This is a genomic window from Gammaproteobacteria bacterium, assembly GCA_013151035.1.
GTDB lineage: Bacteria > Pseudomonadota > Gammaproteobacteria > JAADJB01 > JAADJB01 > JAADJB01.
In genome coordinates this window covers 32,831-47,615 of the sequence record JAADJB010000034.1, presented here as the reverse complement: position 1 = coordinate 47,615, position 14,785 = coordinate 32,831, and the positions used below count along the sequence as shown (strand labels likewise).

14 protein-coding genes and 1 pseudogene are annotated in these 14,785 nt (G+C 47.1%); 5 read left to right on the top strand and 10 right to left on the bottom strand.

Going from position 1 to position 14,785, the window contains the following annotated elements; genetic code table 11:
* The first annotated feature begins 185 nt into the window (after positions 1–185).
* From GXP22_07990 to GXP22_07980, 3 genes and pseudogenes are all read left to right on the top strand, one after another.
* Positions 186–311 (top strand): annotated as a pseudogene (locus tag GXP22_07990) (PAS domain S-box protein).
* A gap of 15 nt (positions 312–326) precedes the next feature.
* Positions 327–581: a PAS domain S-box protein gene (locus GXP22_07985; GenBank protein NOX09408.1), complete on the top strand. Its 255-nt coding sequence runs from the start codon at positions 327–329 to the stop codon at positions 579–581.
* Positions 541–807, top strand: a complete 267-nt coding sequence (locus GXP22_07980) for an EAL domain-containing protein (GenBank protein ID NOX09407.1) — start codon at positions 541–543, stop codon at positions 805–807. The genes GXP22_07985 and GXP22_07980 overlap by 41 nt, the downstream gene beginning before the upstream one ends.
* 11 nt (positions 808–818) lie before the next feature.
* On the opposite strand, the gene GXP22_07975 is transcribed toward GXP22_07980, so the two are convergent.
* The 10 genes from GXP22_07975 to GXP22_07930 form a co-directional block, all read right to left on the bottom strand.
* A complete protein-coding gene (locus tag GXP22_07975) occupies positions 819–1,349 on the bottom strand; it encodes a hypothetical protein (protein ID NOX09406.1) in 531 nt (176 codons plus the stop codon).
* Positions 1,350–1,512: 163 nt separating this feature from the next.
* A complete protein-coding gene (locus GXP22_07970) occupies positions 1,513–3,246 on the bottom strand; it encodes a protein BatD (protein NOX09405.1) in 1,734 nt (577 codons plus the stop codon).
* Positions 3,240–5,039, bottom strand: a complete 1,800-nt coding sequence (locus GXP22_07965; GenBank protein ID NOX09404.1) for a VWA domain-containing protein — start codon at positions 5,037–5,039, stop codon at positions 3,240–3,242. Before GXP22_07965 ends, GXP22_07970 begins: the two co-directional genes overlap by 7 nt.
* Positions 5,036–6,031: a VWA domain-containing protein gene (locus GXP22_07960; GenBank protein NOX09403.1), complete on the bottom strand. Its 996-nt coding sequence runs from the start codon at positions 6,029–6,031 to the stop codon at positions 5,036–5,038. Before GXP22_07960 ends, GXP22_07965 begins: the two co-directional genes overlap by 4 nt.
* Positions 6,032–6,033: 2 nt before the next feature.
* A complete protein-coding gene (locus GXP22_07955; GenBank protein ID NOX09402.1) occupies positions 6,034–6,504 on the bottom strand; it encodes a DUF4381 domain-containing protein in 471 nt (156 codons plus the stop codon).
* The gene (locus tag GXP22_07950) at positions 6,504–7,508 is read right to left on the bottom strand and encodes a DUF58 domain-containing protein (GenBank protein NOX09401.1); all 1,005 of its coding nucleotides are present in this window, start codon (positions 7,506–7,508) and stop codon (positions 6,504–6,506) included. Before GXP22_07950 ends, GXP22_07955 begins: the two co-directional genes overlap by 1 nt.
* A complete protein-coding gene (locus GXP22_07945) occupies positions 7,469–8,446 on the bottom strand; it encodes a MoxR family ATPase (protein NOX09400.1) in 978 nt (325 codons plus the stop codon). The genes GXP22_07950 and GXP22_07945 overlap by 40 nt, the downstream gene beginning before the upstream one ends.
* A 174-nt stretch (positions 8,447–8,620) precedes the next feature.
* On the bottom strand, positions 8,621–9,784 hold the full coding sequence (locus GXP22_07940) for a GIY-YIG nuclease family protein (protein NOX09399.1): 1,164 nt from the start codon (positions 9,782–9,784) through the stop codon (positions 8,621–8,623).
* A gap of 9 nt (positions 9,785–9,793) precedes the next feature.
* Positions 9,794–10,381, bottom strand: coding sequence for a GAF domain-containing protein (locus GXP22_07935; GenBank protein ID NOX09398.1), 588 nt, complete (start codon positions 10,379–10,381; stop codon positions 9,794–9,796).
* Positions 10,382–10,398: 17 nt separating this feature from the next.
* Positions 10,399–11,238 (bottom strand): arsenite methyltransferase, encoded by an 840-nt coding sequence (locus GXP22_07930; protein ID NOX09397.1) that lies wholly within the window; start codon positions 11,236–11,238, stop codon positions 10,399–10,401.
* Positions 11,239–11,504: 266 nt separating this feature from the next.
* Between GXP22_07930 and GXP22_07925 the strand changes: the two genes are divergently transcribed.
* Positions 11,505–13,535 (top strand): TonB-dependent receptor, encoded by a 2,031-nt coding sequence (locus tag GXP22_07925; protein ID NOX09396.1) that lies wholly within the window; start codon positions 11,505–11,507, stop codon positions 13,533–13,535.
* 2 nt (positions 13,536–13,537) lie between these two features.
* On the top strand, positions 13,538–14,782 hold the full coding sequence (locus GXP22_07920; GenBank protein ID NOX09395.1) for an exo-alpha-sialidase: 1,245 nt from the start codon (positions 13,538–13,540) through the stop codon (positions 14,780–14,782).
* Positions 14,783–14,785: the final 3 nt, after the last annotated feature.

Below are 14,785 nucleotides of genomic sequence, written 5' to 3'. Positions count from 1 at the left end.
CGTATGCGCTGAAAGGTGCACGTACGGTTCGGGGAGGAGAAGCAGGGAAATAGTGCGACTACGTCCTGCTTCTTACTCTACTTCGATTGGCGCGGCTTCGCCTACCTGGTTGCCATCATCGATTGGTACAGTCGCAAAGTGTTGAGCTGGCGGCTTAGTAACAGTCTGGATGCCAAGAGGTTGCCCTGAGGCATAAGGATGGATCTGTTGTATGGGGTTCTATTAACGCACATTATTATCGTAATAAAGAGGGCAGAATTCTTGGCGTCGAAGGGATGATCAGGGATGTTACAGAGTTCAAAGAATCCCGCTTACAGATACATATTATGTCCAAGGCATTACAGCAATCTGCAGATATGGTCTTGATCACAGATTGTGAGGGCGTAGTGGAATATATTAACCCTGCCTTTGAAAAGATAACGGGTTACAGTATCGATGAGGTGATTGGTGGTTCGCCTGGAATTTTGAAATCAGGTAAACAGGATTCTGATTTTTACTGTAAGGTGTGGGACACCATTCTGTCAGGTGAGGTGTTCAGTGATGTTTTTGTCAATAGAAAAAAGAATGGTGAACTTTATTGATGATGTCGTTGATAACTCTGATGCTGCGGCAATTACTACCGCTATTATTGTTATGGGGCATAGTCTGAATATGCATATTATTGCAGAAGGTGTCGAGACCCGGCAACAACTGGATTTTCTTCATTCAAATAATTGTTACCATGTGCAGGGTTATTTATTCAGTCGTCCTTTACCCGCAGAAGAAGTAACCGCTTTGTTATTGGAACAGGCTGTGGGGCAGACCTAAGGTCAGTTCCCTTAAATTTGTCCTCGGTTTGGCCCTATATTAATACCAATGGAGAGTCGCATCTTGTCGCTTCTGTTTTCACTAACAGCGTGAGGTAGTGATGGACTAAAAAAAATAGCATTGCCCTCAATCGGGGTAATCTTTTGTTGGTTTTTTCCGTCTTCAAGAATTAATTGTCCTGATTGTTTCGGCACCTGAAGATAATAGGCGCAGGATAATAATTCATCATCATCGTCATGGCGATGCAGGGTTGTGGTATGTCCAGGCTGCATTTCATTAAACCAGAAACCGATTTTTAGTTGTTCAATGTTGATGTTCAGGATTTCTGCGGCATAATGTTTGACCTGTAACAGGACTGGTTTCAGTGTCGGGATTCTATCGAGTGGGACATAGATGTTTTCATAGCGACCATCAAACAGGTGGGTTTTTTTAATCGCTGTATCGTCCCGTATACTCAGATAATCGGCAATAATAACCGGGTTGATATCAGTTGCATTGGTGAAGGATGCGATCCAGTGCTGGTTGAATTTTTGGACGGGCATTATTGCGGTCTCTTGAGTTTCGGGTTCCCACGCAGGAGCATGGGAACCAGGTTACGCTCTTGCATTTAATCTCGTTCCCACGCTCCTGCATGGGAATGCAATATCGGAACAGTTAGGCTCCCGGCGGCTCTCGTTCCCACGCTCCTGCGTGGGAACGCATACATTATAACTCCTGATGCCGAAAAAGGCTGTTCAAGACCGGCTGTTGCGGTTGTCCTCTGTGCTTGACGGGAGTCTGTTGTTTAAAGGCCTGCCATAGCACCTGACCTTGCCAGTGAAGGTCTTCTCGATTATACAGGGATTTTTCCAGTGTATAAATCTGTTCTGCCAATGCGTTATTACAACAAGAGGCAAGTTGTCCCAGGTTGTTGATATTTTGATCCGACCACTGTTGTCTGCCCCAGTCAATCAGGGCTGCACTTGCCTGCTTGTTATCGTCTGTCTGGCAGGCCTGTTTGAGTTGTTTTATTGATGAGCCCTGTTGTTCAGGTTTTGATGTTGGTACAGGATTATTAGATTGTTGATGTCCTCGTCGCCACAGGATCAGGGTGCCTAGCCAGAGCAGGGCGAATAACAGAGTAAGCCAGGGCCACCAGGCTGCCTTGAGCGGGTTTTTGAGGGCGGGCTGTGACGGGGTGTCTGGTTTTTTTTGTGCCAGCACTTGTTCAGGTTCTGTCATTATGGGTGTGACTTGACCCATGTTTGTGTCACTTGCAGTTATCTGTAATGCTCTTGTCGGGATACGTGCTGTTTCCTGTCGATCAGTGCTGGTATTCCACCAGATGATTTCAATGGCTGGTAGCTGGATAGTGCCGGTTTTATTGGCAATTAGAGCTAGTTTTTGTTGTCGTGATGCGTGTATTCCATCGTAGCCGGGTTCATCATTCAATACTGCCTGATCGGGGTATTGTTTGAGATCGGCGGATACCTTGTATTCAATGACAGGTATCTGGGCAGAGCTTAGGCCAGCGACCTCGATGGTCAGAGTCTGGGTGATGGGCTCACCTGTTTTGAGTTGTATGATATCCCCTGACCAGGCCTCTTGCAGACTAAGGTCACTGGCGGGTAGCCAGTGCTTGCCCTTGAATCGGGTGGGTACAGGTTTTACCTCAACATTGATGCCCCTGGAACGGATACGCTTAATCTTTGTTTTTTGCTGGAGGTTGGCAAAAGGAGAGAAACGACGATTACGACTTTGTGTCACTAGTCGTGCATCAAAAAGTAATGGTTGAATATCAATAGTACCGCTTTGTTGCGGGTAGATACTATAACGTCGTTCGATGACATTGTAGTGTCGTCCCCGCTGTGTCACTTGATATTGCCGGTCATCTCCCAGGCGTTGAATGACGGCATCGGTATGACTGAGTACGGGTTCTGACAGGGTACTGCCATTTGCAATAGTGATGCCGGCACTACGATTCTGGAATATTTTGATGATATAAATAATCTGCTGTTGCACATAGACGCTATTATTATCAACCGCAACCTGCATGAATATATCGGCTGTTGTATTCACGCTGTTATTGATGGATCGGGTTTTAGTAATGAGAACCGCTATGGCCTGGCTATGTTCTATACCGGCATGGATGACAGGGATGAACAGTTGACCGCTGTGCTTTGCTATCAAGGTCAGCTGCCATTGTATGGAGCGTGTGGTTCGTCCATTGATCATCTGAATACTATTACTCTGTTGGCGGTTGAGGATGTCAAAATCTTTTTCCAGCACAGAAAAATCGGGTTGCCCATCAAGACTTTGATCGCTACTCAATGTGAGAGTGAAGGATTCATTGATCGATAAGGTAGTGCGGTCGATAGTGCTGGTGAGTGTGGCCTGTGCAGAAAATGTAAAGAGGAACAGGGTCATTAGCAGTAATCGTATATAAGATTTATTTACCATGATCGTTTTTCATCGCCCTGTTGTTTTTGTTGCTGGTATTGATAAAGGAATTTTCTACGCCATAGACCAGCTGGGTCATCCGGGATGCGGCGTAACCATTGTTCAGTCGCCTGTTTTGATTCATCGTGCTCACTGCTGGTCTCGGTCAGCTTGTTTTCCTGTCTCCTTTCTTTCTGCTCGCTATCTTCCTCGCTGGATTGATCTGATTCTTGTTGTGTTTGATCGGGTTCTGATTCGTTATCCTTTTGATTATCGGATGATTCTGAGCGCTTATTCTGATCCTTTTGTACCGGCTTGTCACCGTCAGGTTGACGCTCCTGATCTGAATCCTGTTGTTCGCCGGATTGTTCATCAGAACCTTCGCCAGCGTCCTGCTTATCCTTCTTGCCCTGTTTTTTCTGTTCTTCCTGTTGTTGCATCTGTTTCTTTAATAACTCACGATTATAGAGGGCATCGGGCATCTCCGGTTGTTTTTTGAGGGCCTCATCGTAGGCCTGTATTGCCTCGGGTAGGCGCTCCAGTTGCGCCAGTGCGTTACCTCGGTTGTATAGGTCCTCGGCACTATCCAACCCCTTCAGTGCCTCAAGGCTGGCTTCATAATCTTTCGCCTTATAGTATGCACTGGCACGCCATTGCGGGTTCTGAAATTGTTGTGCAGCCTGTTCTGGCTGACCTGCATCGAGTAATCTTTGTGCCTGTTGATCCTCGCGTAACCATAGTTGATCCCAGTCGATGGCCTGTGCTGGTTGTGGTTGTGCGATACCTGCGACAATCAATATGACCAGATAACCCCGGCGGAATATCAGTAGAGACAACAGAATAACAGGGAGTAGTAACCAGGGGCCCTGTTCCTGCCATTGATCACTCTTGATGGATTCAGCCTGTTGTTCCTGCTGGGGTTGTTGATGGTTATCTATAGCGACAAGCAGACGGTTGATATCGCTATCATTGGCAGTAATCTCGCTGAAGATGCCATTGCCTTGTTGGCTAATTCGGGTGAGTTGCCCTGGATTCATTACTGGAATCACAATGCTACCCTGGGCATCCTTGAGAAAGCCGCCTCCAGTTTGTGGTATCGGTGCACCTTGTTGACTACCGACACCCAGGATTAATAATTGATGCCCCTGCTTGCGGAGTAACTTCAGTTGCTGATCCAGTTCCGGGTTATCGACAGCATCAATGCCATCGGTAATTAATAGAATGCTGCCTTGATGGACGGCGGCCTGTTGTAACAGCTTTATCGCCTGCGCCAGGGCACGATCCGCCCTTGACCCCTGGCTAGGCATGAGTTCACTATCAAGCCCGCTCAGTTGGCTGGTAATGGTGTGGGTATCCTCGGTGAGTGGGGTTACAACAAATGAGGTGCCTGCATAGACGATCAGAGCAGTATTCCCCTCCTTGCGGCGATCAAGAATATCTCTGAGTTTAAGACGTGCCCGCTCAAGGCGGCTGGGTTTAATGTCGCTAGCATGCATCGACCAGGATAGATCAAGGATGACGACCAACGCTGATTGTTCACGGAATACCGGTTGTTCCAGTTGTGTCCAGACCGGGCCTGCCAGTGCCGTAACAAGCAAAAGTCCACTGATAAGAAAGGCTATAGGTGACCATAAACTTTTTTCCTTTTTACTGTCGGTTAACAGATAAGGCATCAGCGCAGGGTCAATCACCTGTTGCCATGAACGGCTCTGTAACTGTTGTTTAAGCAATAGCCAGAACAGCCCTGCCAATGGTAACAGTGCCCAGAACCAGTAAGGGCGCAGGAAGTGAAATTGTTGCAGGAACTCATTCATTGACGATATCCTCTGGAATATCGAATGAGTAACAAAATACTGCTGATTAACAGTGCAGCAGCCAACGGCCAGTAGAAGATGCTCTGTTGAGGACGGTAGGTCTTTTGTTCTTTGCTAACAGGTTCAATCTCATCGAGTAGATCATAAATCTGATTGAGATCATCGGTATCACGGGCACGAAAATAACGTCCTCCGGTAGACTCGGCAATCTTGCGCAGGGTGGTTTCGTCCAGGTCACGTGATGGGTTAATACGCTGCCTACCAAAAAATGAGCGCACTATCATTTCATCGGCACCAATGCCAATGGTATAGATCTTCAGACCTGATTCAGCGGCCAGTTCAGCGGCCTTGAGCGGGGTCACCTCACCAGCAGTATTGGCACCATCAGTGAGCAGGACAAGAACTTGATTATTGATATCTTCAGCGCGTAGATGTTTAACCGCCAGACCGATGGCATCACCAATAGCGGTCTCCTGACCTGCTAGACCAATAACAGCCTCATCCAGTAAGGCACGTACCGTGGTGCGATCAAAGGTAAGTGGTGTCTGCAGATAGGCATTACGACCAAACAGAATCAGGCCCAGACGATCACCAATACGACGCTTAATAAATTCACCAGCGACCATTTGAGTGGCCTGTAGCCGATTAATGGCCTGCCCCTGATAAATAAAGTCTTCAACCTCCATGCTGCCGGAGAGGTCGACTGCTAACATTAGGTCGCGACCACTGACAGGGAGCTCAATAGGGTCTCCGACCCATACCGGACGTGCTGCTGCCAGTAGTAGTAATGCCCATGCGATCCAGATCAGTAACAGCCGGCTACGAGAAGAAATATGTGCTGTATTTTCAGGGCCAGTATTACTGTGAAACAAATCTGCGTCAGGGACTCGCAAGGCGGCTTCATTATTATTTGCAGCAGCGGGTAGCCAGCGATAAAGAATCACTGGGATTGGCAGTAATAACAGTAACCAGGGCCATTGGAACTCGATCATTATTACTCTCCCTGTACCTGTTGTAACCAGCGTTGGCATAGCGCTAGCAGGACATGAGTGTCTGTTACAGTGGTCTGCTGGTAGGGGGCCGTGATTAACAGTCGCCCCTCGCCCTGTTGAAAGGGTTTTTCTTGGTCCATAGTCTGATCAAGGAATTGCAACCATGCCTCTCCGGTTAATCCAGCTACCTCCTGTTGTGGAAAACGCGTGATGGCAACACGGCGTAGCAGTATGGATATTCTGCTAATTATCTCAGTCTGTCGTTGTGGATCATCCTGTAATACCTGTATCTCACGCCATTCCTGTAATGCGCTTTGACGCCAGCGGTTTTTTATTCGCCGGGAGTAAATAAGACGTAGAACAATAATTAAAATCAACAGGCCTGCCAGCAGTAGCCACCAACCAATAGCGGGTGGCCACCAGCCGATGGCATCAGGTAGATGAATATCACGTAACGGATCGGCTGGCATCATCAACCCCGGAAATACCGACTTAGTATCGTTGCTGGATTATCACTGGTAGTCATCGGCAGTAGATGAACACCAGGACGTTTGGCAAAGCGTTTGAGAGTTTGTAGCCGTTGTTCAAAGTGTTGCTGGTGAGCCTTACGTTGAGTATCGGAGCTTGTATCAAGCATAAGCTCTTGCCCCGCTTGCTGGATTCGATATTGTCCTGCAGGAGGGAGCTGTTGTTCAATCGGGTCGTAGATAAAGATCAGTATTAATTCATTGTGTCTGGATAACTGGGCAATCTGGGCGTGATTCTTTTCTTGTAGATGTGAAAAGTCACTAATTATAAAGATCAGGCTGCCGGATGAGGCAACCCGTCGTATCCGTGTCAGTGCCTCGGTTAGGGCGTTGGCAGATTGTTCTGACGAGGTTGTTCCATCTTGCCAGGCGGGGTGTTCGGCTAATTGTTTGAGTAGATGGATAAGTGCCGGTTTACCATTGCCAGGACGAAATTCCTGATGTTGATGATTGCTGAATAACAGACCACCAACACGATCACCACTATGTTCTGCGCTCCATCCTAATAAAGCCGCCGAGACACAGGCGCGCACTGATTTAAAGGCACCCTGGGTGGCAAACATCATATTGTCGCGTAGATCAACACAGAGTAGTACGGATCGTTCACGTTCTTCACAAAAGAGTTTGGTGTGTGGTTTACCGGTACGGGCAGTGACGCGCCACTCGATGCTGCGGATATCATCGCCTGGTTGATAGGGGCGTACCTCATCAAATTCCATGCCGCGCCCACGCAGGTGGGAGCGATAACTACCGCTCTGTAAGGAACGTATTTTTGATACTCCGAGTTGTATGCGTTCGGCATCATGGTGCATGCCAATCAATTGATCGGTAGAAATATGGGTCAGCCCTTCACCATTGTCAGTTGTTGTTTGTGGCGCTGAACCTGAAGATTTAAACCAGCGTTGAAACATCAGGGTACCGGGATGTGCTGGATCAGGTGGGCAATGCATTGATCGGTATCAATACCATCCGCCTCGGCCTCGTAGCTTAGCAGTATGCGGTGACGTAGGACATCGTAGGCAAGGGCTTGTATATCTTCCGGTGTAACAAAGTCGCGTCCTGCCAGCCAGGCATGGGCTCTGGCGCAACGATCCAGTGCAATGGTAGCTCTAGGACTAGCTCCCCATTGTATCCAGCGCGCCAGCTCGTCGTGATAGGGTGCCGGGTTACGAGTGGTGAGTACGATCTCGATGAGATAGCGTTCGAGATTATCTTCCATGTGTATGTTTAATACCTCCTTGCGGGCATCAAACAGGGTTTTCTGGTTCAGCTGGGTAAGGGCTTCGTTATTTGCGCTACTGATACCCAATGCCTCATTACGTGCCAGATGCAGGATAGCCTGTTCGGTCTCTGCCTGGGGATAATCAATCTTGACGTGTAGCAGGAAGCGATCCAGTTGTGCCTCGGGTAAGGGGTAGGTGCCCTCCTGTTCAATCGGGTTCTGTGTCGCCATGACCAGGAATAGATCGGGTAAGTGATAGGTCTTGCTACCCACGGTAATCTGGCGTTCACCCATGGCCTCAAGCAGGGCGGATTGTACCTTGGCAGGTGCTCGGTTAATCTCATCAGCAAGGATCAGGTTATGAAACAGAGGACCTTTCTGAAACTGAAATGAACTGTCCTGGGGACGAAATATATCCGTACCGGTAAGATCAGCAGGTAACAGGTCGGGGGTGAATTGTATGCGGTGAAAATCACCCTCGATACCCTCGCTCAGTGCCTTGATTGATCGTGTTTTAGCCAGACCGGGAGCGCCTTCTACTAATAGATGACCATCCGCCAGTAGTGCAATCATTAAACGATCAATAAGGTATTCCTGCCCCAGGATCTGTTGAGCGACCTGTTGCTTGAGTGTCAGGATGGCCTGTCGTGCCGGGGTGTCAATCATAATACCTGTTGCCTGTTGCTATTAAGTTGGAGTAGAGACTTGTTATTTTAATAAAAGTTCATGCCGAGTGGTAGTGATTACTGATTTGTATGCATTCCCACGCAGGAGCATGGGAACGGGATATAGTCTTTCCTGGTTCCCATGCTCCTGCGTGGGAACCTCTGCTTGAAGCTATCAAGGCCTGATTATCTCGGTAATATCATGTTGCTCATTTATCTTCAGCACCAGATCTGCCGTTTTTGGAAGTGTTTTCATGCAATGACGGCTAATGCGTTCATAATGCATCATAAATCGCTGAATTTCCTGGTCAGACATGATGCGTGATGAAGGGCTATCATTTGCCGTCCTGAGTTTCTGTTCTTGCAACATGCGCCACTCAATACTTTGAAAAAAACCGGGTATCTGTAAGTAGACCTGTTGATCAATATAACTGAATAATTCAGCATAGGATCCTGCTAATTGCTGATTGATGAATTGACGCCAGCTATGGTCAGGGTCTTCGTCTTGCTCCAGGGTGTTTATCGGTTGTATCAGGTTGGCTTCATCCTCAGCGGTAGCGCCTACACACCAACCCTCGAATAGAATAATATCAATATTGCCACGCAGTTGAGTCCATTGATCTCTATGGTATAGATCATCTATTGCCTTGTTGAAGCGAGGTATTAGCAGAGATGTATTCTGTGCCTGTTTTAATTGTTCAAGGATCTGTATGCCAAGTCGGGTGTCGTGGGTTCCGGGTACCCCGCGGGTCTGTAACAGGGGATGAATATCTCTTGCCAGTTGTTTTCGTTCGGTATGTGTCTTGTAGAGATCATCAATCGACAGTATCAGGGTGCGTTGTGAAAACCCCTGTTCAAGTAACGATGCCAGAATATGACAGAGTGTACTCTTGCCTGATCCTTGGGCACCATTGATGCCAATAATAAGGCATCCATTCTTTTTTTGTGCCAGACACCAGGACGCTAATGGTAGATAGATAGTCTCCAGCATCTGTTCCAGTTCAGGACTTGTTTCTATTGTCTGTTCAATGAGGGCGGCATGATAGATCGGGCGTAGTCTCTCCAGTTTATCCTGAAGACCATCGTTTTTCTGTATCAGGGCTTTTTTTTGTTGTCGGTTAAGGGCCTTTATCGCCAATTCTCTTTTTAATGCAGCTGATTTACTATCCACTGTTTCCTGATATAACAGTGTCACCGGGCGGCGTGATCGAGTGTATTTTGCCGCTAGGCGGTTATTGTTATTGTGTTCCTCAAAACGTCGATTAACATCTGTGGTGATGCCGGTATAAAAACTGTGATCGGCGCATTGCAGGATATAGACGTACCATTCGACAGACATTAAGAGAGCCTATTGATCCAGATGACCTTCAATCTTTTTGATGGCAACGCCGACATCATCCAGCAGTTTTGCCAGTTGCTGGCGCAAGAAGATATTTTCGATATTCATTTGCATATGTGAAGCAAGTTTTTCCAGGATCTCGCAGTCATCATGGGTGAATTCAGACCCCGGTTGTTTATTTAATACCTGAATGGCTCCTGTTACGGTGTTTTCTGAACTGCCTTTTACCGGGACGCAGAGTGCATTATGTGTCACAAATCCGGTTTGTATATCTATCCACTCATGCACCCCTGCACGTTGATTCATATTATGCTCAAACAGGGGGCTTGCGCTTGAGATAACGCGTCCGACCATGGAGTCATCAAGATGGACGCTAACCGCACGCTCCTCCAATCCAGTTCCGCATTGTAACCAGATATCATTGGCTTCTGGATCCAGGATAAAGATGCTACAGCGCTCACAATCCAGTACCCGTGGGATGAGTTCGATAAAGAATTCCAACAGGGGCTTGTTACCGGTGTTCTTCCAGGTGTCATCAATCTTTTTTTGCCGGCTGCGTAGATCATCCAGGCGTTCCATTAAAGAGTTTGTGCTCATATAAAATCCCTGATTGTCTAGCAGCATCCACCAGCGGTTGGTTTGATTGCCTCAATAGTCGCAGAGACGACATAATCCGTTACATTATGATCGGGTGCCCAATCACGAATAAATTCTTTGGATTCATCTTTCGGTTCAATACGGATAGCGGTAAAACCGGCAGTAGCCATGATGGCCTTGAGATCTTCAATCAGTGAGGCATTACCCATACAACCGGCAATGAGTGCGGCATCTTCACGCATCTCCTGGGGTAATTCGACGGTGGCAACGACATCAGAGATGGCCAGTCTGCCACCGGGTCTTAATGCACGAAAGGCATCCCTGAATACCTGTGCCTTATCAGGTGACAGGTTGATGACACAGTTGGAGATGATGACATCAATGCTGGCATCGGCAACAGGCAGGTATTCGATCTCACCAAGACGGAATTCCACATTGGCATACTGTCCTTTGATGGCATTATTGCGTGCCTTGCTGAGCATGTCAGGCGTCATATCGACACCAATTACCTTGCCTTCGCTACCAACCTCATGGGCTGCCAGGAAGCAATCAAAACCACCACCCGCACCAAGATCCAGTACCACCTCGCCGGGTTTGAGTGAGGCAATGGCACGTGGATTACCACAGCCCAGCCCCATGTCCGCGCCACCGGGTACCTTATCCAGATCTTCTTCACTGTAACCCAGGCGGGTTGAGATCAGTGTATTGATAGCCGCATCATCAGAAACGCCACAACAACTGGATTCGATGCCACAACATTCATCATTGTTTTCAGCACGGGCTACATCAGCATAGGCATCACGTACCGACTGGCGATGTTCATCATGACTGGATTGGTCTTTACAGGAATCACTCATTGTTTATATCTCTTTAGGGAATCTCCGTTGTAAATATATCATTTTTACACGTGGAATGCGCACTACGGTGCGACACTATGTCACATTCACGGATTATGAACAATCAAGTATTCTTTTGCCATTGGCTGGTATTGGGAGTCAATGGAATATTACTTGATCCTTCAGATGAACTCACAGGATGTGAGGGAGAGGGGATGACAACAGAATAAAGGGTAGTTTATATGAAAATATCTGGATTAAATACGCTATTTTCAACAACGATAATTATGCTTGCTATGGGGAATACAGCTTATGCAGAAGGAATCAATCTGGGGGATATCACGGTTACCGGGACACGTGAAGAGGCACTAAAGGCAGAGATCCCTGCATCAATAGGTTCTGTTACTGAAAGACAGATTGAAGAGCTTCGACCCTCACATCCCTCTGAGATCATGAATCAGATCCCTGGCGTCCATGTGAACGTTACCGGTGGTGAAGGTCATATGACAGCCATTCGTCAGCCAATAACAACCAAGGCACTTTATCTTTACCTGGAAGATGGTATTCCGACGCGTTCAACCGGATTTTTTAATCATAATGCATTTTATGAGGTCAATGTGCCTCAGTCAGGTGGTGTCGAGGTCTTTAAAGGTCCGGGCACCTCGCTCTATGGTAGTGATGCCATCGGTGGTGTGATCAATGTTATGACGCGTTCTGCACCCGCTGAGGCTGAAGCTGAAGCAAATCTGGAGCTGGGTGAATTCGGTTGGCGCAGGTTGTTATTGAGTGGTGGTAATAGTTGGGATGATGAAGGTGTGCGTGTTGATCTGAATATTACGCATACTGATGGTTGGCGTGAGGGTACCAGCTATGATCGTCAGAGCGAAACATTACGTTGGGATCATTTTTTTGATAATGGTGCATCATTGAAGACTTTGATTTCCAGCTCAAATATTGATCAGAATACGGCAGGTTCTTCCAGGTTATTGAAGAATGACTATGAAACAAATCCTACTCTTAACTATACGCCAATCTCGTTTCGTAAGGTGACAGCGCTGCGTGCATCGGTAGCTTATGAAAAAGAGGATGTTGATTCATTGCTGAGTATTACACCCTATGTTCGTGATAACACCATGGAGTTGTTGCCAAACTGGTCGCTGAGTTATGATCCTGTAACCTATAAAACAGATAACCGTTCTATCGGTATGTTAGTAAAATATCGTCAGGACTTTAAACCGAACCGAACCCGCCTGGTGCTGGGGGCTGATATAGACCATAGTCCTGGTAGGCGTCTTGAGAAGGAGATTAGTCCAACCAGGGTGGGTAATGTCTATACGTCCTATACTGTGGTTGGTGATATCTATGATTATGATGTGACCTATCAGGGCGTCTCTCCCTATGTTCATGTAGAGACATCACTGAGTGAACGTATTCGTCTGACAGGTGGTTTGCGCTATGACATGATGAGTTATGATTATGATAACAAGCTTTCTGTATTAACAGGTGATCCTCATAATCGTCCGGCAGATATCAAGGTGGACTTTAGTCATCTCAGTCCCAAGCTGGGTATAACCTATCGCTTTAATCCGGGTATTAATGCTTATGCCTCTTACCGACACGCCTTTCGAGCACCTTCGGAGGGACAGTTATTCCGTCAGGGTAAGGCGGTGAGTACTGTCGATCTGAAACCAATCAAGGTGGATAGTTATGAGTTGGGTGTGCGTGGCAACCTGGGGCAGGTAGCAAGCTATGAGTTTGCTGTATATCGTATGATAAAAGAAGATGATATTCTGACCTACCAATATTCTGATGGGACACGTGAAACACTTAATGCTGGTGAGACATCACATCGCGGTATTGAGTTGGGGCTTGGTACGAAGTTTGCCGAGTATATCAGTCTGGATGTTGCCTACAGTTATGCTATTCATCAATATGAAAAATGGGTGCCAAAGGGCACAGTTGATTATAGTGGTAATGAAATGGAATCTGCACCTCGAACCGTTGCTAATACACGTCTTGCTTATCGCCCCCCGATACTGAATGGTGGTCGTATAGAACTGGAGTGGACGCATCTGGGTGAATACTGGATGGATGCAAATAATACCACTAAATATCCTGGGCATGATGTCTTTAATCTGCGTGCTAACTATCATCTGGGTAATGGCCTGGAGTTTTATGCTCGAGTTGTTAATCTGAGCGATAAACGATATGCAACAGCCGCTTCATATAAGGCGGCTGCCTGGGGTAATCCAGAAAAGTTTGAATATGCACCTGGTATGCCGCGAACAGTCTATGCCGGTATGAATTACAGGTTTTAATTATGTTGGATAGATTGATTAAGAGCTTTGTTATATTGGTATTATTTATAGTAGTGAGCGGTTGTTCTTTGCATACGCTTAATACCGATCGTAAGGAGGTTGGTGCCAGAGATCCCTGTGCAGGTGTAAAGATATTGCCATCACTGCAATGTGCTATGACGGTCACAGCAGCCTTTGATTATCAGGGAAGATTGTGGTTGGTATGGTCTTATGCCGGGCATGTCTATGTTAATCATTCAGATGATGATGGTCAGACACTCAGTAGACCAGTGGTCGTCAATCGGGTTCCTGAAGCAATCTCGGCAGGAGGGGAGAATCGGCCTAAAATCGTACTGGCAGACAAGGGGGATATCTATGTTTCCTGGGTCACCCCGCTGGCAAATCGATTTAGTGGACATGTCCGCTTTGCTCGATCTATTGACCAGGGGGAACATTTTTCCGAACCCATTATAGTCAATGATAATCTTGATATAACAGGTCACCGCTTTGAGGCTCTGGCCGTTAATAACAGGGGTGATATTTATATCGCCTGGCTTGATAAGCGTGATCGGCTCAGGGCAGAGCAGGAAGGACGTCGCTATACCGGTGCAGCACTTTATTACACGATGTCTGATGACGGGGGTAAAAGTTTTATACCCAACAGGAAGGTGATGGATCATACCTGTGAGTGTTGTCGAGTGGTAATGGCCTTTGATTCAGATCAGCTACCAGTAGTGATGTGGCGTCATATTTATGGTGATAATATCCGTGATCATGCCTTAACAAAATTTATTGATCGGGTGACTGCCGGTGTTCCAGAGCGGGTCAGTTATGACCAGTGGCAGATTGATGCCTGCCCCCATCATGGCCCTGCCATCTCGATTGCAGCAGATGGTATTTATCATCTAGCCTGGTTTAATAATGCACCACAACGACATGGCCTGTTTTATGCGCACTCTGAGGATAAGGGACGTCACTTTTCGAAGGCTGTGAGTATTGGTAATTATGATAATAGTGCCGCTCATGCAGATGTGTTGAGTCAGGGCGATCAGGTTTATATTACCTGGAGAGAATTTAACGGGGAACAGAGTCAGCTCTTTGTGATGATTTCAGTCGATGGTGGCTGGGAATGGTCAATTCCGCGCAGGCTGGCAGAGACCACAATGGCAAGTGATGTCCCCTTTCTGTTGGATAAAGAGGGTCAGGTTTATGTGTCATGGCATATTTCAGGACAGGCTTATCGTCTGTTAGCACTGGATGCTGAGTAGCAT